At 45.1% G+C, this 25,297-nt stretch carries 22 protein-coding genes; 7 read left to right on the top strand and 15 right to left on the bottom strand.

The genetic code is table 11. The annotated features are described in order from the left end of the window. Nucleotides 1-121 precede the first annotated feature (121 nt). From asd to MWG72_RS13500, 5 genes are all read right to left on the bottom strand, one after another. A complete protein-coding gene (gene asd, locus MWG72_RS13480; protein ID WP_004729088.1) occupies nt 122-973 on the bottom strand; it encodes an archaetidylserine decarboxylase in 852 nt (283 codons plus the stop codon). Continuing rightward, entirely contained in the window at nt 970-1,818 is an 849-nt protein-coding gene (locus MWG72_RS13485; protein WP_224216512.1) for a sulfurtransferase, read from the bottom strand. Before MWG72_RS13485 ends, asd begins: the two co-directional genes overlap by 4 nt. Before the next feature lie 184 nt (nt 1,819-2,002). Beyond that, complete coding sequence (pncB, locus tag MWG72_RS13490; protein ID WP_004281262.1) at nt 2,003-3,208, bottom strand: nicotinate phosphoribosyltransferase; 1,206 nt, start codon at nt 3,206-3,208, stop codon at nt 2,003-2,005. Nucleotides 3,209-3,327: 119 nt separating this feature from the next. After that, nucleotides 3,328-3,858: an ankyrin repeat domain-containing protein gene (locus MWG72_RS13495; RefSeq protein ID WP_247144261.1), complete on the bottom strand. Its 531-nt coding sequence runs from the start codon at nt 3,856-3,858 to the stop codon at nt 3,328-3,330. 185 nt (nt 3,859-4,043) lie between these two features. Continuing rightward, on the bottom strand, nt 4,044-5,558 hold the full coding sequence (locus MWG72_RS13500) for a catalase (RefSeq protein WP_247144262.1): 1,515 nt from the start codon (nt 5,556-5,558) through the stop codon (nt 4,044-4,046). Between the two features lie 227 nt (nt 5,559-5,785). On the opposite strand from MWG72_RS13500, the gene dtd reads away from it, so the two are divergent. Beyond that, nucleotides 5,786-6,226, top strand: a complete 441-nt coding sequence (gene dtd / locus MWG72_RS13505) for a D-aminoacyl-tRNA deacylase (protein WP_247144263.1) — start codon at nt 5,786-5,788, stop codon at nt 6,224-6,226. A gap of 93 nt (nt 6,227-6,319) precedes the next feature. On the opposite strand, the gene MWG72_RS13510 is transcribed toward dtd, so the two are convergent. The 3 genes from MWG72_RS13510 to serB form a co-directional block, all read right to left on the bottom strand. After that, entirely contained in the window at nt 6,320-6,799 is a 480-nt protein-coding gene (locus tag MWG72_RS13510) for an SCP-2 sterol transfer family protein (RefSeq protein ID WP_243474475.1), read from the bottom strand. Nucleotides 6,800-6,940: 141 nt separating this feature from the next. Further along, entirely contained in the window at nt 6,941-7,276 is a 336-nt protein-coding gene (gene aciT, locus MWG72_RS13515) for a ciprofloxacin tolerance protein AciT (RefSeq protein WP_004647188.1), read from the bottom strand. A 414-nt stretch (nt 7,277-7,690) separates the two neighbouring features. Then, nucleotides 7,691-8,911: a phosphoserine phosphatase SerB gene (gene serB, locus MWG72_RS13520; RefSeq protein ID WP_005108185.1), complete on the bottom strand. Its 1,221-nt coding sequence runs from the start codon at nt 8,909-8,911 to the stop codon at nt 7,691-7,693. 77 nt (nt 8,912-8,988) lie between these two features. On the opposite strand from serB, the gene MWG72_RS13525 reads away from it, so the two are divergent. Continuing rightward, nucleotides 8,989-10,242: a hypothetical protein gene (locus MWG72_RS13525; RefSeq protein WP_247144264.1), complete on the top strand. Its 1,254-nt coding sequence runs from the start codon at nt 8,989-8,991 to the stop codon at nt 10,240-10,242. Between the two features lie 94 nt (nt 10,243-10,336). Here the strand turns inward: MWG72_RS13525 and ppk1 are convergent, their stop codons facing one another. The 4 genes from ppk1 to mhpT form a co-directional block, all read right to left on the bottom strand. Further along, complete coding sequence (gene ppk1 / locus MWG72_RS13530) at nt 10,337-12,400, bottom strand: polyphosphate kinase 1 (protein WP_247144265.1); 2,064 nt, start codon at nt 12,398-12,400, stop codon at nt 10,337-10,339. 177 nt (nt 12,401-12,577) lie between these two features. Continuing rightward, nucleotides 12,578-13,525 carry a bile acid:sodium symporter family protein gene (locus MWG72_RS13535; RefSeq protein WP_005108188.1) on the bottom strand — a complete coding sequence of 316 codons (948 nt, stop codon included), beginning with the start codon at nt 13,523-13,525 and terminating at the stop codon, nt 12,578-12,580. 126 nt (nt 13,526-13,651) lie between these two features. After that, the gene (gene pncA / locus MWG72_RS13540) at nt 13,652-14,281 is read right to left on the bottom strand and encodes a bifunctional nicotinamidase/pyrazinamidase (RefSeq protein WP_247144266.1); all 630 of its coding nucleotides are present in this window, start codon (nt 14,279-14,281) and stop codon (nt 13,652-13,654) included. Between the two features lie 308 nt (nt 14,282-14,589). Continuing rightward, the gene (gene mhpT / locus MWG72_RS13545; protein WP_247144267.1) at nt 14,590-15,795 is read right to left on the bottom strand and encodes a 3-(3-hydroxy-phenyl)propionate transporter MhpT; all 1,206 of its coding nucleotides are present in this window, start codon (nt 15,793-15,795) and stop codon (nt 14,590-14,592) included. Nucleotides 15,796-16,519: 724 nt separating this feature from the next. On the opposite strand from mhpT, the gene dapA reads away from it, so the two are divergent. Genes dapA through purC form a run of 3 tightly spaced genes read left to right on the top strand, consistent with a single transcriptional unit; the run spans nt 16,520 to nt 18,794 of the window. Beyond that, the gene (gene dapA, locus MWG72_RS13550; RefSeq protein WP_247144268.1) at nt 16,520-17,419 is read left to right on the top strand and encodes a 4-hydroxy-tetrahydrodipicolinate synthase; all 900 of its coding nucleotides are present in this window, start codon (nt 16,520-16,522) and stop codon (nt 17,417-17,419) included. A 14-nt stretch (nt 17,420-17,433) separates the two neighbouring features. Further along, nucleotides 17,434-18,039: a hypothetical protein gene (locus tag MWG72_RS13555; RefSeq protein WP_004647178.1), complete on the top strand. Its 606-nt coding sequence runs from the start codon at nt 17,434-17,436 to the stop codon at nt 18,037-18,039. A 35-nt stretch (nt 18,040-18,074) separates the two neighbouring features. After that, nucleotides 18,075-18,794: a phosphoribosylaminoimidazolesuccinocarboxamide synthase gene (purC, locus tag MWG72_RS13560; RefSeq protein ID WP_004281247.1), complete on the top strand. Its 720-nt coding sequence runs from the start codon at nt 18,075-18,077 to the stop codon at nt 18,792-18,794. Nucleotides 18,795-19,097: 303 nt separating this feature from the next. On the opposite strand, the gene MWG72_RS13565 is transcribed toward purC, so the two are convergent. Next, on the bottom strand, nt 19,098-20,372 hold the full coding sequence (locus tag MWG72_RS13565) for a replication-associated recombination protein A (protein WP_004281246.1): 1,275 nt from the start codon (nt 20,370-20,372) through the stop codon (nt 19,098-19,100). Nucleotides 20,373-20,635: 263 nt separating this feature from the next. Here MWG72_RS13565 and MWG72_RS13570 point away from each other — a divergent pair, with 263 nt between their 5' ends. Then, entirely contained in the window at nt 20,636-22,771 is a 2,136-nt protein-coding gene (locus MWG72_RS13570) for a putative bifunctional diguanylate cyclase/phosphodiesterase (RefSeq protein ID WP_247144269.1), read from the top strand. Nucleotides 22,772-22,790: 19 nt separating this feature from the next. Here MWG72_RS13570 and MWG72_RS13575 read toward each other — a convergent pair whose 3' ends face one another. Continuing rightward, the gene (locus MWG72_RS13575) at nt 22,791-23,243 is read right to left on the bottom strand and encodes a YcgN family cysteine cluster protein (protein ID WP_247144270.1); all 453 of its coding nucleotides are present in this window, start codon (nt 23,241-23,243) and stop codon (nt 22,791-22,793) included. Between the two features lie 192 nt (nt 23,244-23,435). On the opposite strand from MWG72_RS13575, the gene MWG72_RS13580 reads away from it, so the two are divergent. After that, the gene (locus tag MWG72_RS13580; RefSeq protein WP_004647174.1) at nt 23,436-23,594 is read left to right on the top strand and encodes a DUF1328 domain-containing protein; all 159 of its coding nucleotides are present in this window, start codon (nt 23,436-23,438) and stop codon (nt 23,592-23,594) included. A 125-nt stretch (nt 23,595-23,719) separates the two neighbouring features. On the opposite strand, the gene murJ is transcribed toward MWG72_RS13580, so the two are convergent. Beyond that, on the bottom strand, nt 23,720-25,270 hold the full coding sequence (murJ, locus tag MWG72_RS13585; protein ID WP_247144271.1) for a murein biosynthesis integral membrane protein MurJ: 1,551 nt from the start codon (nt 25,268-25,270) through the stop codon (nt 23,720-23,722). Nucleotides 25,271-25,297: the final 27 nt, after the last annotated feature.

A 25,297-nucleotide genomic window follows, 5' to 3' on the forward strand; every position in this document is an offset into this window, starting at 1 on the left:
TCCTATAAGGAGAGGAAATCCCCCTTTTTCAAAAGGGGGACTGAGGGGGATTTTTATTTATTCTAAACGAGAAAATATTTAATTCCTCCAACCTCCCTTTAATAAAGGGAGGCTAAAATCTTTAAACTGTATGCCCCAGCGCTTCACCCATATTCACCAAAGAATTGGCCTTGAATGCGGCATCCCACTGCATTTTATTTTCTTCAAATAAAATCACTGCAGTTGAACCGAGGTAGAAACGCCCCAGCTCCGCCCCTTTTTCCAGGAACAGATCATGCTGATTAAGTTCGATTCGTCCTGAAGGCTTCACTTTGCCAGTTGCCACGGTTTCAATACCCGCCACAATCATCGCGCCGACCAATACCACCGCCATACGGCCGATTTCAGTATCAAACAGGCAGACCATACGTTCGTTGCGTGCAAACAGGCCTGGAATGTTTTCTGCGGTCACCTGGTTTACCGAGAACAGCTCGCCTGGAACATATAGCGTTTCAGTTAATGTTCCGGCAAATGGCATATGCACCCGATGATAATCACGTGGCGACAAATATACGGTCGCGAATTCACCATTTTTGAATGGCTCAGCCAGTTGCGGATCAGCAATCAGGGCTTCAACGGTAAATTTCTGGCCTTTGGCCTGAAACACATCGCCATTTTCAATTTTACCCAGCTGGGAAATCGCACCATCTGCAGGCGAAACAATGCTCGTAGCATCTGGATCAACTGCACGGATACCTTCTTTTAGGGCACGGGTAAAAAATTCATTAAATGATTTGAATTTCAGGGCATTGGCCTGTTCAGCAATCGACATATCAATACCATACTGCGCCTTAAAGGCAGTAATTGCAGCAGTTTTGATAATCGGGTTTTCGCTGGCGGCAATTTTACCCACCACCCGAGACAAGCGATGTTGCGGTACTAATCGTTGAGCTTTAATAAAAAACTGTTGTTTTAAACGTGATGTGATGCTCAAGATGGCAGCTCCCCTGTAGCGATTGGACTATCGAGGCGGTTGCCCCATTCACTCCACGCACCATCATAGGCTCGAATTTTCCAGCCCAGTAAACGACCCAGAATATAGGCCAAACCTGAGCGGTGATGGGACTGGCAGTACACCACAACGGGTTGATTCAAATCAAAGCCCAGTTGTTCCAGACGCTGCTGAGTACGTGGTAAAGGCTGTAATTTTAAATGATTTTCACGATTAAGGGCAGTACTCCATTCAAAATGACGTGCTCCCGGAATGTGACCGCCGCGTCGAGCCGCTAAACGTAGGCCAGTATATTCATCTTGTGTACGGCAATCCCAAATTTGAACCTGTTGATTTTCAACCTGTTGGCGCAGTTCATCATAGCCAATCTGAAAATTCGCCTGATGCTCAAGATTGACCTGCAACACGTTCTTCACTGGTGCAAACTGTTCCTGACTGGAAGAAGTCGGCAAGCCTGCACCGAGCCAGGCATGAATCCCACCATTCAATAAGCTGGTATTTTCAAAGCCCAGACAATGCAGGTTCCAGAGCAAACGCCCTGCCCATGCCCCGCCCTCATCATCATAAGCCACCACATGATGTTCAGGAGAAATATTCAGATAATCAATGAGAGTCTGCAAGCCTTCCGCGTCCGGCAACAGTCCCATTGCCGTTTCTTCCTGACGCACCAGAAGTTTAGGCTTTAAATGCAAGGCATGCGGAATATGCAGCTGCTCATACACAGAGGCGCGGCTCAGGTCGACAATACGAAGTTTTTCATGGCCCAAATAGGGAACTAAATCTTCTGCCTCAATCAGCAGGCCAAAATTAAAAGCTGCAGCGGTCATCGTTATCATGGCTATTATTGGTCAAATCCTGTTGATCTTAGCACAGCTGGTTTTTAGACTTATGCGCTTTCTTTGCAGATGATTAGCAAGATTTTAGCTAAACCCTAGTCTTAAATACTCTTGCATAAAAAAACCGCATCTGCATAGACACGGTTCTTTAAAATTATGAATTGTTCAAACTGACTTAGGCAGGTTCATTGATCTCAAAAACCTGACGTAAATAGGCCAGGAACGTATCATTATCGGTCATGGTTTTGCCCGGACTATCCGAGATTTTGGCTACTGACTGACGGTTACATTCCACCAGTTTCAGCACAATATTGAGTGGGGTTTGCCCCATATCATTGGTCAGATTGGTGCCAATGCCGAAACTGACCTGAAAACGGTCTTTAAAGTACTGATGCAATTTCCAGGCTTTTTCCAGATTCAGGCCATCACTAAAGGTCAGCATCTTAGTTTTGCTGTCTATTTTCAGCTTTTTGTAGTGTGCATAGGCCTTGTCACCCCATTCATAAGGGTCGCCACTATCATGACGCAAGCCATCAAACAGTTTGGCAAAGTACAGGTCAAAGTCACGCAAGAACGCATCCATCCCGACTACATCGGTCAAGGCAATGCCCAAGTCACCACGATATTCCTGTACCCAGCTTTCCAGTGCAGATTTCTGGAAATTACGTAAACGTACGTCCAGCGCCTGAAAAGCTTGCAGGAATTCATGCGCCATGGTACCAATCGGGGTAATGCCCAGCTCTTTGGCTAACAGTACATTACTGGTCCCACGGAACACATGCGGTGCGGCTTTGTGAAATTCTTCGACCACATGCTTTTGCCAATCGAAACTGTAACGGCGACGCGTACCAAAATCTGACACCAAGAATGGTGGATCATTGGGGTTTTGCGCAGCGTCATACTGTTTTAACAGCTCGATTTTGGCTTTTAAACGGCGCTCGCCTTCTGCCAATACTTCAGGCGTGCGAATGCGGCTGAAATACAGTTCATTGACAATAGCGAGAACGAATATCTCAAACATCATCGCCTGAACCATCGGGCCTTCCACAACAATATCCAGACGGCCTTGACTGTCGATACTGGCCTTGATGAAACGGCGCTTGAGCTGGAACAGTTCCAGATAATCGACAAAGTCGCTTTTGATAAAACGTAAGCTTCTTAAATATTGCAGTTCATCTTCTTTGAATTTGAGCTGACACAGCAGGTCCAGTTGATGATTCAGGTCATCCAGAATATCCGTCAGTGGATAGACTGTATCTTCCAGATTACGACAACGGAAATGGTAGACACTATGCGTTTGCGGAAACTTGTGTAAGACCACTTGTAACATGGTGAATTTGTACAAGTCAGTATCTAACAGAGAATGGATAATTGGAGCCATAACTAAGGGAATATCGCTGTGCTTATCTCTGCATTAAAGCATAAAAAGTCGTGCAATAATGCAGGATTTACGTACAGCTGGCTGTATTTGCGACAAAAGTATCAGAAGCATAACCCGGTTTATTTCTGTGATTTGAACTGAGCTTTTTCCTGTTCCTGAATCAGTTTCTGCAACTGTTTTTCCTGACCAATGACCTTAGCAAATTCGGCTGTGGTCTTTTGTCCGGTTTTTTTCGCCTGGGCATCACAATCCACCTGACGCAGCTGCTTGGCAATCGCAAATTCCATCTTGAATAAAGCCCCCATCAAGGCTGTATTGCCTCGATTGTCTCGAGCACAGCGGTCGGCACCATGTTTAAGCAAGCGGGTGACAATATCCTGATGACCATAATAAGTCGCCATTATCAGTGGTGTATAACCGTCTTTATTGCGTACATCGACCGGAAAGCCATGTTTTAAAAATTCGTTGATAACTTCGCTATTGCCAATTTTGGCAGCAGCAAAGAACAGGTTGACCAATTCCTGTTGTGAGTTCATCTGAACATGGTTCACAGTTTTAGCGGGGGAGATCTCCTTCGCGACAGTCACGTTTGCGAATGCGGAACCTATCGTGAGAATACTGGCTAAAAACACAGATGACATAACTTTCATGATGAACTCCAGCAGAAATCGAAGGGAAATTTAAGTCCTGAAAAACTGAATTATCCTGAGATGAGATGAAAAACGGAGTGCCTGTAAAACTCCCCCTAGGGTGCAGGAAAGGTTTGGAGTATTACAGGACTTTTTGGAGGTGATGCGCTATGCCCTAGTCACCAATTCCTCAAGACCAATCGGGATTAGTCTTTTAATTTTGCAGCTTTTGCTTTAACGATTGAGATGTCGCCATTTACAGCTTTAGTCATGCGCATACCGTAGTCAGCATCTGCCTTGTAGAAGTAAGACAACATGATGTGCTTGGTTTCTGAATCTTTCACTGCACCTAAGTCAGCAGTAAGGTTCATGATCAGGTCATCTTTCTCTTTGGCCGTGTATGAACGGTACAGCTCACCTGCCTGTTTGAAGTTCTGCTCTTTCACGCCAATTTGCTGTACATGACCAGATAATGGAGTTTGAACCGCACGTGCTTTTTCAGTTGCAGCTTTTGGCTCTTTACGGCTTGGCTCATAGTTCACATCCGAGTCATGCTCAGAGATATTCATGTAGCCATCTTGGTTATTGTTGTTCACATTTACCACTGGACGGTTCACCGGAATTTGCTGGTGGTTGGCGCCTAAACGGTACATTTGCGTATCTGAGTAAGAGAAGATACGGCCTTGTAACAGACGGTCTTCTGATGGCTCGATGCCTGGTACCAGGTTACCTGGCGCAAATGCCGACTGTTCAGTCTCGTTGAAGAAGTTCTTCGGCATACGGTTCAGCGTCAATGTACCGACTTTCACTTCTGGAACCAGATTGGTTGGCCAGATTTTGGTTGGATCTAGCGGATCGAAATCAAAGCTGTTCAGATCTTTAGGATCAAGCACCTGAATATACAGATCCCATTTCGGGAAATTACCTGCATAGATGTTGTTATAAAGATCATTGGTCAAGTGATTGAAATCTTTACCTTGTTGTACAGCCGCTTCTTTGACGTTCAAGCCCTTCACACCCTGTTTAGAGCGGAAGTTGAATTTCACGTACTTGTATTCGCCTTTGTCGTTATACAGTTTGTAGGCATGTACACCGAAACCGTCCTGTTCGCGGTAGCTGGTTGGGACACCTTGCTTGCCATAAACATAAGTCAGCATGTTGGTTGCCCAAGGCTGGCTAGACAGGAAGTCAAATACACGGTTGGCATCTTGTACATTGGTGACCGGGCTTGGTTTCATCGCATGGATGAAATCCGGGAATTTGATCGCATCACGGATAAAGAAGACTGGCGTCTGGTTACCGACTAAGTCCCAGTTACCTTCCTGGGTATAGAATTTGATGGCGAAACCATGAGGGTCACGTAGGGTTTCTGGTGAACTTTTACCATGAATGACGGTAGACATACGCACAAAAACTGGAGTTTTGGTACCGGCCTTGAATAAAGAAGCAATTGTTAAATCAGACAGATCTTTCGTAGTAACGAATTCACCATAAGCCCCTGTACCACGTGCGTGAACCACACGTTCAGGAATACGCTCACGACCAAAACGTTGTAGTTTTTGAACCAGTTGCACATCTTGCAGCAAAGTTGGACCTTGTGGACCCGCAGTGATCGAGTTCTGGTTGTCGCCAACTGGTGCCCCGTTATCTTTGGTTAATGGTGCAGCTTGTGCAGCTGTCACCGTTGCAAGCATTGCAACAAGTAATGAACGCTTAAACATTTCTAAATCTCTCAATTTAATACCTTTCCTGCATGCAGCTAAGATACTTGAGAGCAAAAAATAGATAAAACAGATAATTTTTATGATTATGATCGTGTTTTTAGATAGTTTAAAATATTATCAATGCTAATCAATAAATTAAGCTCATTTTTTAGACATAAACTTAATAATAGATGAGTCTGATCTTGCTACAATGGCGGCAATTTTGAATCTGACTGAAATTAATTATGCGTGCATTATTACAACGGGTACTGGAAGCCAAAGTAGTGGTCGATGGTGAAACCACCGGAGAAATTGGCAAAGGTATTTTAGTTTTTCTGGGCCTCGGTAAAGAAGACAATCTGGAAAAGGGCAAAAAACTTATTAATAAAATATTGAAATATCGCTTCTTTGATGATGAGCAAGGCAAGATGGGCTGGAATGTCAGTCAGGCCGGTGGCGGTTTACTACTGGTGTCCCAATTTACCTTGGTGGCGCAAACCCAGAAAGGCTTACGTCCGGATTTTGGCCCAGCTATGTCACCTGCCGAGGCTAAAGCCCTTTATGAGCAACTGGTGGAGTATGCCCAAAGCCAGTTTGAACATGTACAAACCGGTATTTTTGCCGCCGACATGAAAGTGCATCTGGTCAATGATGGGCCGGTGACATTTAATCTGGAAGTAGAATGATTCAGTAAAAAAGCCCTCGAATTGAGGGCTTTTTCTATTTAATCCTCCCCTAGCCCCTCCTTTAAAAAGGAGGGGGAACTAAGCGGAAGTTTCTTATTTACCAGTTTTTTCTTTAATAAACTGGCGTACCATTTTCACTTTTTCTTTGACCGGTTTTGGCAGTTTAGGCGGAATCATTTTCGCGACCTGGTTAAACCAGACCAGCAGACCAAAATCGCCTTCCATTTTAATCGTGCCACTTTGCATACCAGTCATGAATGCAGTTGGATCACCTTTAAGCAATGTTTTTACACCCTGTTCACTGTCAGCAAACTGCAACACAAAATCGGCTTTTTCAGCATCACCAGAAACGGTATCGATATGACCGTTATCCACAATGATCTGACGAGCCATACCTTCATCCGTACCAATCTGGATACGGAATTGACGTCCATGTACCAGTTCAATGAATTTTGGGCTGGTACGTGCCAACTGCTTCATACGTAAAGCTAAACCTGCGACCAGTAAGTCCAGCGGATCTGTACTCATATCAATAAGAGGAAGTTTTAACACAGGAATGGACGACAGTTTCATGGAGGATGCCTATTCTAATTGTACGAAAATTGACAAATATCCTAGCATAGTTCTGGGCTAGGTGGATTATGCAGTTTGTATCATATTTCCAAATTGAAAAATGCACCCGTGGGTGCATTTTTTTCATTGCAACTTGTAGAATTAACGGCTTGAAAGCTGCTGCTGGTCGTCTTCATACACTGGCGTATGTTCGATGCAACGGCGTTTTGCCAAAGCACGCTCAGCACGACGATCTTCACGCAACAACAGGCCAGTTACCACCATCATGACCGCAGTTAACGCGCTCAGATAACTATACGTCATTGGTAGCTCAAACCAAGTTTGAGTTCCTACACGAATCACCTCGATCAGGCCCCATACCAGCATCCCGGCCGCCATAAAGCTTAACCAGCGACGATAAGGCGAGAAGAACACAGCAAGCACAGCTACAGCGACTAAACTGAAGCCCACAATCGTTGCTAAATTCGCTGTTACCATATAACCCCCTCCATCCAGATAGATAGTTTCCGCTTGATATTGCAACGCTTCTATCTATTGAATTTCGTTAAATCAATAAAGTGGAATCTGTTGATTTGTATCTCTATGCCTGCATTATGCTGAGTTTTTTGCATAAAAAAAGTCCTGTCATCCAGCCTAACGACATACTTTGTCGCGATATTATATTGTCATTACATTTTTTGCTTTTCACATTTTTGTGGATCAATGACTGCGCCAATGTTGGCGTGTCATTACAAAATTATCAGTAGTTTTTTTAAGTGAAAAAATTATTTTTCCGTTTAAGATGATCGATGTTTTTGTAGCCATATTTCAGATATTCCTTATATCACTCACATCATAAGCAATAAAAAACGCGACCCAAAGGTCGCATTTAAAATCAATCAAAGCCTGTACTTATGCACGGTTCAGGTCTTTATCATGTACGCCGAGCAGATACAGCACCCCATCCAGACCGACGCTAGAAATCGCCTGATTGGCATTTTGGCGTACCAATGGTTTGGCACGGAAAGCCACACCGAGTCCTGCAATGGATAACATTGGCAAGTCATTGGCGCCATCACCGACTGCGATGGTTTGTTCCAGGGAAATCCCCATTTCTTGGGCGATTTCACCGAGCAAGAAGGCTTTGCGTGCGCCATCGACGATATGGCCTTTGACTTCACCGGTAACGACCCCATCCTGCACATCGAGCGCGTTGGCATGCACTTCATCAATATCCAGTTTAGTTTGCAGATATTCCGCAAAATACTGAAAACCACCTGAAAGGATTGCGGTACGGTAACCCAATGCTTTTAAAGTCGAAATCAGGCGTTCAGCCCCTTCGGTAATGGTCAGGCGCTCGGCAATTTTCGGAAGTACCGATGCATCCATGCCTTTTAATAAAGCGACACGGGCACGGAAGCTTTGCTGGAAATCCAGCTCGCCTTGCATGGCACGTTCGGTAATTTCTGCGACCTGTTCACCGACGCCGGCTTCAATTGCCAGTTCGTCAATAACTTCCTGCTCGATCAAGGTCGAGTCCATATCAAAGCAAACCAGACGGCGGTTACGGCGATAGGCATTATCTTCCTGTACCGCGACATCGACATTAAGTTCAGTGGATAAACGCAAACAGGCCTCACGCATGGCAGCTGCATCTAGCATTTGTCCACTTAAACCGAACTGGACACAGGCACGTTTTGGCCCGCTGCTCTGGCCATCTAAAGCGGGGCGACCAGACAGACGGGTCACGGTTTCAATATTAAAGCCCTGACCCGAGACAATCTGGGTCACGGCTTGCAGATGAGAGGCATTTAATTCAGGGGCCAATGCCGTTACGATATAACGTGTGCGTCCACCCTCTTTGACCCACTGATCATATTCAGTCGCAGAGATCGGTTTAAAGCGCACAGTTAACCCGATATCATGTGCTAGAATCAGGATCTCCTTCATGGCTAATGCTGTCGCTGTCTGGTCTTCAGAGGCTACAACAATACCTAAGGTTAACTGATTATGAATAACCGCTTGCCCTACATCTAAAATCTGTAGGGAATGGGCGGACAAAACCTGCATTAATCGTGTAAATTGATTAGGCTGGTCAGGTCCTAAGAATGATATAAGAATGATTTCTCGCATGAATTGACTCGGGTCTGAGCTACAACTATTGTTAGAATCATAATCGAAATTGAACAGAATTGCCTTGGAAGTTTACGTTGAATGCGCCTAGACAAGGGCTATTTGCTAGCCTATTGATTGTAAGTTTTGCTCTGCATACCTTTTTACTGGTATTGGCAACCACTCACCAACTGAATGAAAACCGTGCCAATCAGGGACAGCTGATCACCAGTCAACTGGTGACAGACAGCCTGTCTGAGCTTGAACCACCCAACCGCGTTTCTCTGGCGTTGCTGGCAAATCGTTATGCCACCAATCCAAGTGTCGCTTCCATCCGGATTCTAGATGCGAAAGCTCAGGTTTTAGCCACTGGCGGACTGACCAAAACCCGCGAGGGTGAAGTTTTTGTCCGTGATGCGCTGCAAAATGAGAAAAAAGTCGGTGTGATTGAAATCACTCTGATTGAACCAAGTATTGGTGAAATTCTGCGGACACAATGGCTGGCAATTCTGTTCTCGTTCATCATTCATGGTCTGCTCTGGGTCGCTTATCGTGCCGTGGCACGTCCAAGCCGAACCGAATATCTGGCGCGCATCAATAACGAATCGCGACTGAAATTCGAGATTCAGACCCTGACCCAGGCATTGGAACAGGAAAAGCATAATGCGGCACTGGCGATTGCCCAAGCCCAACAGGCAGTGAAAAACAAAGCCAAAGAAAAAGAACATAAGCCGGCAATACTGGAAAGCGATAGCCTGAGCTTAAACATCCAGTTCTACGATCCAAAACAGTTACTGGATAGCGTGAATAAAACCGTTTCGGTGCCTTATTTCAATCTCTGTCAAATTTTCCTGAATAAAGCCACTGAACTCTGTGTGCAACGCTATAAGTTAAATAGTTCTGATATTTGTACCGTACATAAATTTGATGAAAAAGGTGCCACCATCAGTATCGCAGCAGACAAACCGAATGCCCTGGCCTGCCTGACCATGATCAGTGCCGTGTTCCAGCTGCTTTCGGAAGTGCTGTATAAACGTTATCGTGAAGAAAAACGTTTTGTGCTACAAACCCGCAGCGCGATTGCCTCTAAAGTCGAGGAGATGCAGCTCAGTTCGGTACAGGCCGCTGAGCGTCTGACTCAGCATCTGGTCGCGAAAGAAAGTGCCTTACATGTACCGAATAGCTTGCTGAAAGATGTGAGTGATCACTTCCAGCTGGTCAGCATGCCGAATCCAACCAATGTCCTGACCCGTCATGCTTTTGTGGTGAATGGGATGGATGCTGAAAGCGCCGAGCTGGCACAGACTTTTAGAACCGAAATTCTAAAATCCAAACAGTCCAAAGCCTCATAAATATCACTGAATATTGCAATTAAAAAAGCCGGATTCAATATCTGGCTTTTTGATGGGTACAAAACAAATACGCCAGCGTATCTTGGCCTACCCTTTAAATTTTTAACTGTTTTTGTTCCAGCAGATATTGCTGGACATTATAAGGCTGGGCCGGATCCTGACAGGGGACTTTATGCCACTGACCCTCGGCATCTAACTCCCATGCATTGTGACAATCTTTTAAATAGCTGATCAGGCCATCTTTATAAATCCGTTTTTTCAGCTCTGGATCCAGCACCGGGAAACAGGTTTCCACCCGGGAAAACAGGTTACGGCCCATCCAGTCGGCACTGGCACAATACAGTTTCTTGGCACCGCCATGTTCAAAATAATAAACCCGGGTATGTTCCAGGAAACGTCCTACGATTGAACGGACCTGGATATTTTCAGACATACCGGTAACTTGTGGAATCAGACAGCAGATTGAACGCACAATCAGGTCAATTTTTACCCCAGCCTGCGAAGCCTGATACAGGGCAGCAATCAATTGCGGTTCGGTAAGTGCATTCACTTTGATGATGATATGCGCGGCTCTGCCGGCCAGGGCAAATGCCTTTTCCTGTTCAATCAGTTTCAGCAATTCGCTATGCAGGGTAAACGGTGCATGCAGCAAGGCTTTCAGTTTGGCCATTTTCCCCATACCAGTCAGTTCCTGGAACATGCGGTGCACATCTTCACAGATATCCGGCTGTGTGGTCATCAGGCCATAATCGGTGTACATGCGGGCATTACCGGCATGATAGTTTCCGGTACCCAGATGCGCATAACGCAGTAATTCCTGATTTTCACGCCGGACAATCAGAATCATTTTGGCATGGGTTTTATAACCGACAATGCCATAGACCACAACCGCGCCGGCTTCTTGCAGGATATTGGCCACCATGATGTTAGATTCTTCATCAAAACGCGCCCGCAGTTCAATCACAGCCGTGACTTCCTTGCCATTCCGTGCAGCCTCTGCCAGCACCTGAACGATTTCCGAGTCTGGCCCACTACGGTACAGCGTCTGCTTGATCGCCAGCACCGCCGGGTCCTTGGCCGCTTCGCGCAGTAAAGTAATCACCGGCTGGAATGAATCAAAAGGATGATGCAGCAGTACATCCTGTGCCTTTAAAATTTCAAAAATACTTTTCTGTTTACGGAAAATTTTGGGAATGACCGGACTAAAATGCGGATACTTTAATTCCGGACGCTCAAAGCTGGTACTCAGACGGGACAAATTGATCGGTCCATCAATCCGGTACAGTTCCTGTTCCGTCAAATCAAATTCATCTAGCAAATAGTCGATGATATTCTGTGGAGAGTCATTTTCAATTTCCAGACGTACTGCACGACCAAAGCGGCGCGAACACAGTTCGTCTTTTAAAGCCACTGCCAGATCATCAACATCTTCTGACAGTACCAGATCGGCGTTGCGGGTGACCCGAAAAGCATAACATCCGGTCGCTTTCATGCCCGGGAACAAATCACTGATATGCTGCTGGATGATCGCAGTCAGAAAAATCTGGGTGGTATTGTTTCCGGTGACGTCTTCCGGAATTTTAATCAGGCAGGGTAAGGAACGTGGTGCCGGCACAATCGCCATCTCGATTTCACGGCCAAAGGCATCTTTACCTTCTAGGCTAATAATAAAGTTCAGACTTTTATTCACCAAACGTGGAAAAGGATGTGAAGGATCCAGGCTGATCGGGGTCAGTACCGGTTGTACTTCTTTGGCAAAAAAGGCTGCAATCCACGCCTTGTTTTTTTCCAGAAGATCCTGATATTGAAGAAACTGGATACCCTGCGCCTGAAGTTCAGGCAAAATCGCATGATTCAGCACCTCATACTGCTTGTTAACTGTGGCATGAATGGACTGGGACAGTTCTTGTAGAATCAGCTCGGTGGGTACAGCATCAGGCGTCCGGGTAGTCGCATTCAGGTCTTGCTGTTTCATCAGCCCGGCAATCCTGATTTCAAAGAACTCATCCAGGTTACGGGAAAAAATAATCAGGAAGTTTAAGCGCTCTAAAATCGGTAAATTCGGATCGAGTGCTTGTGCCAAGACACGACGCTGAAATTCAAATAAGGAAAGTTCCCGATTAAAATAGGTCGCTGACGAATGCTGAAATTGTTCCATGCCCTCTCAATGCTGCTGATTACAGTCTGTTGTTTCACATCATTGAGGGGCGATCTTAGGCAGACTTCATGACACTTATGTTACAAAGCTCGATAAATCCATATAAATTAATATTTTAATTTTTAAAATTATAAAACATCATGCTCTGGCTTGTTGTGCGCTGTCCTCAAACTGCAATTAGGTGTCTGTTTTTTCAGTTTGTCTGGCAGCCCAATAAGTGGCTAAAGCTGGCCCTGAAATATTATGCCACAGACTGAAAATGGCACTTGGTAAAGCGGTAAGTGGTGATGCGGCAAAATGGGTTGCCGCCAAGGCCACACCCAGACCAGAATTCTGCATTCCCACTTCAATGGATACTGCACGACAGTCTATTTCTGCCAAGTGAAATATACGACTGGCCCAATAACCCAGTAAATAGCCCATACCATTGTGTAAGGCCACGATTCCTAAAATCATTAAACCGGACTCCAGAATCTGGGTTTTGCTGCCGGCAATAATCGCCGCGACAATTGCCACAATCGCAATTACAGAAATTAACGGCATTACCTGAATATAGGCCGTGACTTTTTGCTTGAGTAGCGCCCGTACGATTAAGCCCAGAATAATCGGGAATAACACCACCTGTAAGATCGACACCAGCATCGACCAGGCATTGATTTCAATCCACTGACTGGCCAACAAGTAGAAAATGGCCGGAGTTAGAATGGGCGCCAGTAACGTAGAAACCGAGGTACAGGCGACAGACAAGGCAGTATTGCCCTTGGCCATATAGGTAATCACATTGGATGCAGTTCCGCCCGGACAGCAACCCACCAAGATTACCCCGATGGCAATCTCTGGTGGCAGCTGGAACAGCTTGCACAGCAAAAAGGCCAAACCCGGCATCACCATAAACTGGGCGACGACACCAATTGCCACAGCTTTCGGACTTTGCAAGACACTTTTAAAATCTCCCACGGTCATGGTCATGCCCATGCCAAACATAATGATGCCCAACATCCACGGAATATAAGCCCGTAACCAGACAAAAGCATCAGGGATCATCAAGGCAATACCGGAAAAAAATACGACCCATAAAGCAAAGGTTTTTTGGACAAATTGGCTAAACTGGAGCAAGGCTGACATGGGTTTCATCCAGATGACATTAAGGGAGAAAAAGTAAGATAAAACAGGCACCCGTTGACGCCTGAATTTTTATATTTAAATATAAATAAGATCAAAGGAATATTTAAGTTCTATCCCTATTCAGCTTTAAGCTGCTTGAACAATATCTTTCACATAGATACGTTTTACGCCATGCGACAGCATATCCTGCCAAGCATGTTGCAAGGAACCATTCAGGTCAATGCCCTTGGTGGCATCGGCAATCACATAGGTCTTAAAGCCCAGTTTGCAGGCATCGATTGCAGTCCAGGCCACACAAAAGTCCGTAGCAATCCCGACCACAAATACGGTATCAATCCCACGTTCACGCAGATAACCAGCAAGACCGGTAGTGGTTTTCTGGTCGGCTTCCATAAAGGCCGAGTAACTGTCGATCTGGGAATGAAAGCCCTTGCGAATGATGAGTTGTGCTTGCGGTAAATTTAAATCCGGATGCAGTTCGGCATCGCGTGTCCCTTGCACGCAATGCTTTGGCCATAAAACCTGACTGCCATAATCCAGCTGAATGCTGTCATAGGCTGCTTTGCCGGGATGGTTGTCTGCAAAAGAGATATGGTTGTCCGGATGCCAGTCTTGGGTCAGGATAATATGCTTAAAATGCTGCCCCAATAGATTAATATTTGGAATAATCTGGTCAGCATTGGCTACAGCCAGATTGCCTCCCCGGGTAAATCCTCTCTGTACATCCACGACCAGTAAAGCGACATTATTCTGCATCTGTTTTCATCCATTGAAATCTCGATTTATGCCCAAGCATAGCGCAAAATACCTCAGGATTTTTAGCTCTACGGTTAAAAATGGCATGACTGTGTATTCTCGGCATGTGTATATGAGCAGATCAATAGATTCATTGTTTTTGACAAATATGAGATGAGTTCCGGGCTTGTATCAAGCTAGATCTCTGCAAAAAAAATAAGTTTTAAGATAAAGTGATGAGTCTTTTTAATAATAAAACAGTGTATTTAATTCTTAAATTCTGAAAATAAAAAAGCCTGCAAGAGCAGGCTTTTTTAAATCGTTGAACCTTACACTTTAGTGCGGTTCACCAGGAACAGCATACATAATGCAGAGATGATGATACATGGGATCGCAGCAGTAATGACCCCCGCAGCACCGAAACCTGCTGTCAATAACTGACCGGCAATGACTGGCCCCAGCATGGCACCGATACGGCCAACTGCAGATGCAACACCAACACCAGTACCACGCACCTCAGTCGGATAAACGATACTACCGAAGGCATACAGTACACCCTGACAGCCAATCACGAAGGCACCGGCCAATGCTGCTGCCATATACATCTGGTTCAGCGAGCTTGCACCATTCAGCGCCAGTAGACCTGCCAGAATACCGCCGTACATCAACAGGATCACATAGGCTTTCTTCCAGCGGTCGGTCAGCATACCCAAAATAATCGTACCAATCGTCGCTGTCACCATGAAGTAGAACTGTGCGGTTGAACCATCCTTACGTGTGAAGCCAAGTTCCATAAACAATGATGGCAACCAGCTCAACATGATGTAAACCACCATCAAGGTAAAGAAGTAGCTCACCCAGATACATAGCGTACGTAACAGGTTGTCCGAATTAAACAGGTCCTTGAATGAACCCTGCGGTGCAACAGCAAGTTCTGCAGCCGTTTTGTTCTGTGCTTTCAGGTATTCCTTCGATTCAGGCAAAAATAACATCATCAGCGGAATGGCAAGAATCGGTAACAGACCTCCGAGATAAAAAACATTATTCCAGTTAGCACCAAATTCAGTCGCTGCAATTAAAGACAAAATCGCTGCACCGACTGGCATACCGCAGTACATCAAGCCCACTGCACGGCCACGATTTTGTGGAGAGACTGCTTCAGAAGCAAGTGTGATCAGAATTGGCATCGCGCCGCCCAGACCTGCTCCAGCCAGGAAACGCACTGCCAGCAAGCTGTTAAAGCTATTGACCCAGACGGTACATAAGGTAAATACAGCAAATACTGCTGTCGACCAGATCAAGACTTTCTTACGGCCAATGCGGTCCGCAAATCGCCCACCAACCAGTGCACCCGGTAATAAACCCAGAATCCCTGCACTAAAAAACACACCCAACTGGGAACTATCGAGACCAAAATGCTCACGAATACCTGCAGCAGCAATTCCGGCTGCCTGAATATCTAAGCCTTCAATCACCGCAATCAGAAAACAGATCGCGACCGTGACGATAGCATGCTTATTGTCTGATTTTTCCATTGGATTATCCTTGTTCAATCAGCGTTACAAAAGACAGCCATCATCTATGAGCCTGATTGCAGAAATAACTATCAACAAGTTGAACGTTTTGCTTAGATATTCCCAAAGGAGTAGAGGCAGATAAAAATAGGATAAGACCAGATAAAGTCGCAAAAACACTTAATCAGAACACCATAAAGTTCAAGACTTAGACTTTAAGGCTTATACATCAAGTTAAAAAATTAACCGATAAGAAAAAAAATTCTCAATTTATTGATATTTAAAAAAGATTAGTCTTAGTCATTTTTGGCTTTATTTGTTTTGGTGCGAGAGTGCGATCAAGATGTACGAGATCTCAATTTATCCAATATAACTATTAATCAAAAATCAAAAGGCATAAAAATCGCAGTTTTCAGCTGATCTTTTTGCACAAGCCTTATCATTATCGGGTTCATTTGGGGCAATATCCTCCTTTGTCTAGACTGGAGGCATAACTTTGGTCCCAGGATTTTGCTTTATAAATCATCTTATTTATTACTTGATTGTTTCCAAAAGGCTTTGTATAAAGAATTCAGTAGCTTTTACTAAAGCATATTGTTCTTATGCGTTTGATCAGTCATAATTTGCATAAGCAATATTCAATTCAATGCAAATCTATTGAATTTGCTATAAATCAAAATACAAATCCATCCCAATTTATGTTTTCTCATTCCTTTCGGATGGACAAATAGGATAGTTTTTTAAAATGACTCAGCAAGCACAGACCATTCAAGGTTCCATAGTCGCAATCGTCACCCCTATGTTTGAAGATGGCAGCGTAGATTGGAAGGGTCTCGAGAAGCTGGTTGAATGGCATATTGCAGAGGGCACCAACAGTATTGTCGCCGTTGGAACGACAGGCGAAGCCTCTACTCTCAGCATGAGTGAACACACCCAGGTGATCAAAGAAATCATTCGTGTGGCCAACAAACGTATTCCTATTATTGCCGGCACAGGTGCGAACTCGACCCGTGAAGCGATCGAACTGACCCGCGAAGCCAAAGAGCTGGGGGCAGATGCCGCTTTACTAGTAACGCCATATTATAACAAACCGACTCAGGAAGGCTTATACCAACATTATAAAGCCATTGCTGAAGCTGTTGATCTTCCTCAGATTCTTTATAATGTTCCAGGCCGTACCGGTGTGGATATGGCCAATGAAACCGTGATTCGTCTGGCGGATATTCCACAAATTATCGGTATTAAGGATGCGACTGGCGATGTACCGCGCGGTGCTGAACTGCTGCAAGGCCTTGTAGGCAAAGACATGACTGTTTATTCAGGTGATGATGCAACTGCCTATCAACTGATCAGTCATGGCGCCAAAGGTAATATCTCGGTGACAGCGAACGTTGCTCCGAAAGCCATGAGCGAAGTGTGTGCTGCTGCCATTGCCGGTGATGCAGCTACAGCTGAACAGTTAAATGCTCAGGTTGCAAATTTACACAATATTTTATTTTGCGAATCGAACCCAATTCCTGTGAAATGGGCACTCCATGATATGGGCTTAATTGGTACAGGTATTCGCCTTCCATTAACACCACTTGCAGAACAATATCGCGCTCCACTTCATGAAGCACTGGTCGAAGCGGGCGTTATTAAATAAAAGAGCACAAGATTATGCAATTACGTTTAGGACTTAGCCTTACACTTTCAGTATTCAGTTTGGCAGGTTGTAGTTCAATGGCCTTTAATAATGGCACTTTAGACTATAAAGAGACTACTACCCTGGAAGCTTTACAATATCCTGAAGGCGCCATGGTTCGTCCTGCAACGCCATTGTATCCTGCTCCAACAGTTGATCCGCTTGCAATTGAACATGCACCGAAGCTTGAAAACCAGCGTGGCAACCGTTTTGCCTTGCCACGCCCACAAGCCCAGACTGAAAACTCAAATACAGCTGATCTAACCGAAACCAATACGGTGGGTCAACCACAGTTGGTCACTGACGGAAATCTTAATCCGCTGCTTAAAATTGAGGGAAATTCTGCTACAATTTGGCAATATACACTTGCCACCCTCAGCAGTCTGAATCATAGCATCGTTGCGCAGAGCAAAAATCGTTATGAAGTCACGATTAAAGTCGACCAGCAGACCTATGTATTAAGATTATCTTCTGTCGGTTCAAGTAATAACCTCGCTGTGTTCAATGCCGATAACAGTTTTGCCGACCGTGAAAAAGCCGCAGAACTGCTCAACCAGATTTACCAAAATTGGCCAGCCTAGACATTTCTAGGCATTTTTTTGTAAAAGGTTCCCTCATGTTAAAACAAACCTTGCTCTATACTGGTAAAGCGAAATCTGTCTACACCACAGACAGTTCAGACCATCTGATTTTAGTCTTTCGCGATGATGCCTCAGCATTCAATGGCGAAAAAATTGAGCAACTAGATCGTAAAGGCAAGGTGAACAACCGTTTTAACGCCTTCATCATGGAAAAACTGGCAGAAGCAGGAATTGAGACCCACTTTGAAAAGCTGCTGACTCCAAATGAAGTGCTGGTAAAAAAACTGGATATGATCCCGGTTGAATGTGTAATCCGTAACTATGCAGCAGGTTCTTTATGCCGCCGCCTGGGTGTGGAAGAAGGCAAGGAACTGACGCCTCCAACATTCGAATTGTTCTTTAAAGATGATGCGCTTGGCGATCCAATGGTCAATGAATCACAAGCCATTGCTTTAGGTTGGGCAACTGCTGAACAATTGGCGAAAATGAAAGAATTGACTTACCAAGTGAACGATGTGCTTAAAGCATTGTTTGACGCAGGCAACATGATTCTGGTCGATTTCAAACTTGAATTTGGTGTGTTCCACGACCGTATCGTACTTGGTGATGAATTCTCTCCAGATGGTTGCCGTCTATGGGACAAAGACACCAAGAAAAAACTGGATAAAGACCGTTTCCGTCAAGGTTTAGGCGGCGTGGTTGAAGCCTATGAAGAAGTGGCTGGCCGTTTAGGTATCAATCTAGACAACATCTAATCTGTAAATGCACAGATTCGAAAAAACCGAGCTTTTTAGCTCGGTTCTTTTATTTCCGGCTTTTAATCGGAAAAATAAATTTTTATTATTAAAATGATCGTTTTTACATCAAAAACTACATGCATTAATATCATCTCATACCAGGCAAATCAGTGAGTTGATGCACTTCACTCCATATTTGCCGACCAGATTTCTTCTCTACCCTCTAGGATGTTATCTCCCTCAAAAAACATCCTACTTTCAGCCCAATTCGCCTTGAATTGGGCTTTTTTTTCTTTGTTCAATCGGTTGAGATACCCAGCTTTATTGCTGCTGTTGTTGCTGTTGCCAACGGCGTTGCTGTAAACGCTCCCCTTCAACTTCACGTTTATTACGTGCTGATTCATACAGTTTGGTATCTTTCAGTTCTGGCGGCATATATTCTTGTAGCACAAAATGCTCAGGATAGTTATGCGGATACAGATAATCCACGCCATAGCCCTGCTCTTTCATCAGCTTGGTTGGTGCATTTCTTAAATGCAAAGGCACTGGCAAATTTGAAGTTTTATCTGCGAGTTCCATCGCCTTGTTAATCGCCAGATAAGTACTGTTACTTTTAGCACTGGTCGCCAGATAAACCGCACATTGTCCTAGGATAATCCGACATTCCGGCATTCCTACCGCCTGTACCGAACGGAAACATTCACCAGCCAACAGCAAGGCATTTGGATTAGAGTTGCCGATATCTTCGGATGCGGCAATCAGCATACGGCGTGCAATAAATACCGGGTCTTCGCCGCCTTTGAGCATGCGTGCCATCCAGTACAGGGCTGCATCCGGATCACTGCCGCGAATCGACTTGATAAAGGCCGAGACCAGATCATAGTGCTGCTCACCGGACTTGTCATAACGGGCGATATTCTGCTGTGCGACTTTGACCACCACCGCATTGGTGATGATATTTTCCATATCCGCTTCAAAGGTACTGGCAATCAGATCCAGCAAATTCAGTGCCTTGCGGGCATCTCCTGCTGCGAACTGGATCAGGGCATCAAATTCTTCAATCAGGATATGTCTTTCCTGCAAGAAAGAGTCATTTTGCAAGGCTTGTGTCAACAAAGTCTGAATCGATTCAGCGCTCAATGCATTCAGGCTATACACCTGACAACGTGACAATAAGGCACTATTCACTTCAAAAGACGGGTTTTCCGTGGTAGCACCAATTAAGGTAATTTTCCCTTTCTCGACCGCATTTAATAAAGCATCCTGCTGGGATTTATTAAAGCGATGAATTTCGTCAATAAACACCACTGGCGTCAGCAAATCGCCACCTTCTGCAATGATTTCACGCAGCTCTTTCACGCCGGTATTCAGTGCAGACAGGCTGATAAAAGGCCGGTCTACCGCTTGAGCCAGCAGCAAGGCAATGGTGGTTTTTCCGACTCCGGGAGGTCCCCAGAAAATGATCGAAGGTAGATGCCCCTGATCAATCATCTGGCGTAAGGGCGCCTGCTCACCCAGCAAATGTTCCTGCCCGATAATCTGTGTAAGGTCGCGTGGCCGTAAGCGTTCTGGAAGCGGGATATGACTATCTGACATGTTATTATTGGCTCAAACTAAATTCTGATCTCATTCTAACACCAGCAGTTTTGATTCCAAAAATGCAAACATCAAGCATAAAAAATTAATTTATGGAGATATCCTCTATTTTTTTAATTCTGAATGAATTAATCTCTATAAAAGCGAATAATTTGAACATGATTAATTGTGAATTAATTACAGTGTAATTTTCATATTGTTTATTCTAATTAAAAGAAACTTATCTCGCCCCTTGGGCACTTTGGGGTTGTAGTGGTGAATGCATGAAGCATGATAAATTTGAACATGGAGCTCTGAGTCGGTCTAAGCCACTGACGTCATCATCACTGATTGCACCCCACGTTCACTTGTCTGAATCGGTTTTATTAAAAAATCTGATCGATGCCTTACCGCAACCCTTGTGGGTCAGCAACAAACAACATCTGCAATATTTTAACGATGCCTTGACTGATTATCTTGGCGTGAACCTGAATGAACAGGGTCATCCACAATGGCAGAGTTTTATCCATGCCGAGGACTTGCAGCTATTTTTAGCGCAGTGGCATGCTGCGCTGGATCAGCATCAGAATTTTGAAACCCAGTGCCGGATTAAACGCAGTGATACCCATTATCGCATGTGTACCCTAGCCGTAAAATTTCATCATGAACCTGAACATTTGCTGCAATGGGCCGTTTCCCTGACCGATGTGCATGATTATTTTGAAATCCAGCAGCAACTTTCTCAGATTGTTTCAACCCAGGAAAACATGCTGGATGCCAGCGCAGACTGCATTAACATTATCAGCCCTGAAGGCGAGATTCGGCATAGTAACTCTGGCTGTCTGGCACAAGCCAATCAGACCGCAGAACAAGATCAGGATCATTCATTGTGCTGGCTAAATCGTTTAAGCCCTGAAGCCCGAAAATCCGGGCAGCGTGCTTTAAAACAGGCGGCCCAAGGCTTAAACAGCCGTTTTTCCAGCAAAGTCCAGATCGAAGATCAACCGATCCAATATTGGGATCATCTGCTGACGCCAATTCTGGATCAGCAGAATATTACCCAAAATATCCTCTGTGTATCACGCAATATCAGTCAGCAAAAAATTGCAGAAACCCGTTTAAAAGAAGTGATTAAACGCGATGAATTGACTGGCCTGTATAATCGCAGTACCTTCTATAAAACCTTTAAACAGGTACTGTTAAAAGCCAAACAGCAACAGACCATGGCAGGTTTACTGCTGATTGATCTGGACTATTTCCGGCATATTAATGACACCTTGGGCCATATTGCTGGCGATCATCTGTTACATGTCTTAGGCAAACGCTTCCAGACCTGTTTTGGTCCGAATACCATCATCGCCCGTTTGGGTGGTGATGAATTTGCCGTACTGGTGAAAAATCTGGAAAGTGAAGAGCAACTGCTGGCAACGGCGCAAATGGCCTATGCCCAGCTGGATCAGCCGATCAATTATGTTGGCAATAGCCTCAATAGTGCCATGAGTATTGGCTGTGCCATCTATCCACGAGATGCGCTCAACACCTCTAATCTGTTGAAATGTGCTGATATCGCCTTAAATGACCTGAAAAATAGTGGTCGTGGTGGCATCCGCATGTTTAATCAGGAAATGTGCGGTTCACTGGAAAATATAACCAAGCAGCTGACTCTGGCTCGCAAGATTATTCTCGCCGATCAGATCATTCCCTATTACCAGCCTAAGGTCCGTCTTTCTGATGGTGCAGTGATCGGTTTTGAAGCGCTATTACGCTGGCAAGATCAGAATCAGAACATTCAGTTACCTTCCGAAATTTTTGGTGCCTTTCAGGACTATGAGCTGGCCTCACGCATCAGTGAGACCATGCAGCTAAAAGTCTTTGCAGATATGAGCCGCTGGCAGGCACAAGGTCTGGATCTGTTACCGATTTCAATCAATGCTGCACCAGTTGAATTCCTGCGCGATGACTATGCCGAAAAACTGTTGGCACGCCTGTCCAATTTCGATATTCCGGCCCACAAAGTTGAACTGGAAATTACCGAACAGAGCCTGTCCGAACATGGCGCCAATTATGTGGTCCGTGCCCTGAACCTGCTGAAACAGGCCGGAATCCAGATCTCACTGGATGATTTCGGCACCGGACATTCTTCGCTGACCCGCTTGCAGGACTATCCGGTCGATTGCATCAAGATTGACCGAAACTTTGTAGAGCGCATGAACAGTGAGCCATCTGCCCTGGCTATTGTCAAAGCCATTACTCAGATTGGCTCCAGTATTGCACTGGATGTTCTGGTGGAAGGGATTGAGAATACAGAACAGCTGGATACCCTGATCCATTGTGACTGTCGGATAGGACAAGGATTCTATTTCTATCGCCCGATGGCCGGTGCTTTGGCCCAGGCCCTACTCCATCCGGCAGATCAATAAACGAATCACGCAGGCAGATTTAACGCACCCAGCGTACAATATAGTCTTCGATGTCATCTTCATGAATGTCACTTTCACTCAGGCAGCGCCCTGCTGCCGACTTGCGTGCCTGAATCACACTTTCCCGTGAACCGCTAATCAGATAATGCCAAGATGGCAGGCTTTTACCCTGCTCTACCCGACGATAGGCACAACTCGAAGGCAACCAGTGAATCGTTTCCAGCTTCTCTGGCGTGAGCTGAATACAGTCCGGCACATATTGCAGGCGATCCGGATAATTGGAACAACGCGCAGTGCTACAATCCAGTAATTTGCAGGCCACTTTGGTATATGCGACTTCCTGAGTATCTTCATCTTCCAGTTTAATCAGACAACATAATCCGCAACCATCACACAAGGCCTCCCACTCGACTTGCGTCAGTTCAGCAAGTGAATAGTTTTTCCAGAATTCGGGACGTAAAGTATCGCTCATGATCAGGTCGGCACATTCAAAAATCAGCTTATTATAGCAGCCAGAACCCTGCAGACCTACCGCCTCAAATTCTTATTACTATCACGTAAACTATTGTTAAATCATAGACAGTTCATCAACAAAACACTAACAGTCGCTGGAATCGTTTATTTCTATACTAAATTTGAAAATAAAAACACATGGAGAATATATATGTTTCGCTGGGCTATTATTTTTGCTGTTATTGCATTAATTGCGAGTCTACTTGGTTTCGGTGGCGTCGCAGGCTTGTCTAAGGATTTTGCGATTATCTTGTTGGTAATTGCGGTGATTCTTGCGATCGTTGGTTTTCTTTCGCGCGGCAAGGTCTAGATTTACGCTAGACCTTTTCAAAGCAAGTGTTAGCTTTCAAAAAAAACAAGAGCCTTCTGGCTCTTGTTTTTTTATGGGTATTTTAATGCTCTGTTTTGATCAAAAATACTTCTTTCAATATGAACTTAAGGTTTTAAATGACGTGGTCTAAAACCTGCCACCAGCAAGGCTGCAACATACGCCACCACACCCACGACACATAGGATCACGACTTCTAAAACACGCATCCATTGTGATACATCTGCGTTATACCAACTCAGGGCATAGGCCAGAGCCGCAATCATCACCACATTGGCAAACATGAATTGCAGGAAGATTTTTTTCCAGTGCGAACCAAAACGGAAAATATCACGCTTATGCAGATAATAATAAAGCAAACCGGCATTGACCATCGCTGAACCCGTCGATGCCAGTGCAAGCGCCATATGCTCTGCTTCCCAGTCAATCAGCTTGAAGAAACCAATAAAAATCACGTTCAGAATCGCATTGGCCGCCACAGCCATCAAACCGACACGCACCGGGGTTCTGGTATCCTGCTTTGCATAAAAACCGGGAGCAAAGACTTTAATCAGCATAAAGGCAATCACACCACCGCTCATACATTGCAGCGCCAAAGCCGTCATTTGAGTATCTTCAAAGGTGAACTGGCCACGTTCAAACAGGGCTTGAATAATCGGGGTCGACAGCATAAACAGTGCAACACTGGCGGGTAGGCCTGCCATCACAATAACTTTGGCTGCCCAGTCCATCATGCCACGGAATTTTTCCGGATTTTGCTCAGTATGCCGTGCCGATAAGGACGGCAAAATCACGGTACCAATTGCAACACCGATCAGACCCAGCGGCAATTCGGTCATACGCTCGGCACTGTACAGCCAGGACACCGAACCATCCTGCATGAATGAGGCCCAGATGGTATTTAACAGCAGGTTAATTTGCGTGACAGATACACCAAATAATGCCGGCAGCATCAACTTCATGATGCGATCAACGCCTTCATGCTTGAAGTCAATTTTCGGTGGAATCAGCAGATTTTTACGCCACAATTCAGGAATTTGGATCGCCAGCTGTAAAATACCGGCAATGATCACAGCCCAGCCCAGCGCCATAATCGGCTCGGCCATATAAGGCGTAAGCCAGAGCGCCCCGGCAATCATCGCCACATTCAGCAAGACCGGCGCAAATGCCGGGGTACTAAAAGAGCCATAACTGTTCAGAATACTGCTGGCAAAAGCCGTCAGTGACATGAACAGCAAATAAGGAATGGTCAGGCGGAACATGTCGGTCGCCAGAGCGAACTTTTCAGGATCGCTATGGAAACCGGGCGCATAGATATACATAATCAATGGCGCAGCAATGATCGCGACCATGGTCAGCGTGGTCATGACCGTGGCCAGACAGCCAAACACCCGGCTAATCAGGATCTGGACTTCGGTATGCGTGCGACTGGTTTTATATTCAGTCAGTACCGGAATAAATGCCTGTGAAAATGCGCCTTCGGCAAATAAACGCCTGAAAAAGTTTGGAATACGAAATGCGACTACGAAGGTATCGAAGTCTTTACCAGCACCAAAGACATTCAGTAAAACAATATCTCGAACCAATCCCAGTACGCGTGACAACATGGTCATCGCACTGACAATGACGGTCGAACGCCAAAGCGCCATCCTCTTCACCTAATGTATAAATTTGTGGTTATTGTA

The sequence above is a fragment of the Acinetobacter lwoffii genome (assembly GCF_022967985.1).
Lineage (GTDB): Bacteria > Pseudomonadota > Gammaproteobacteria > Pseudomonadales > Moraxellaceae > Acinetobacter.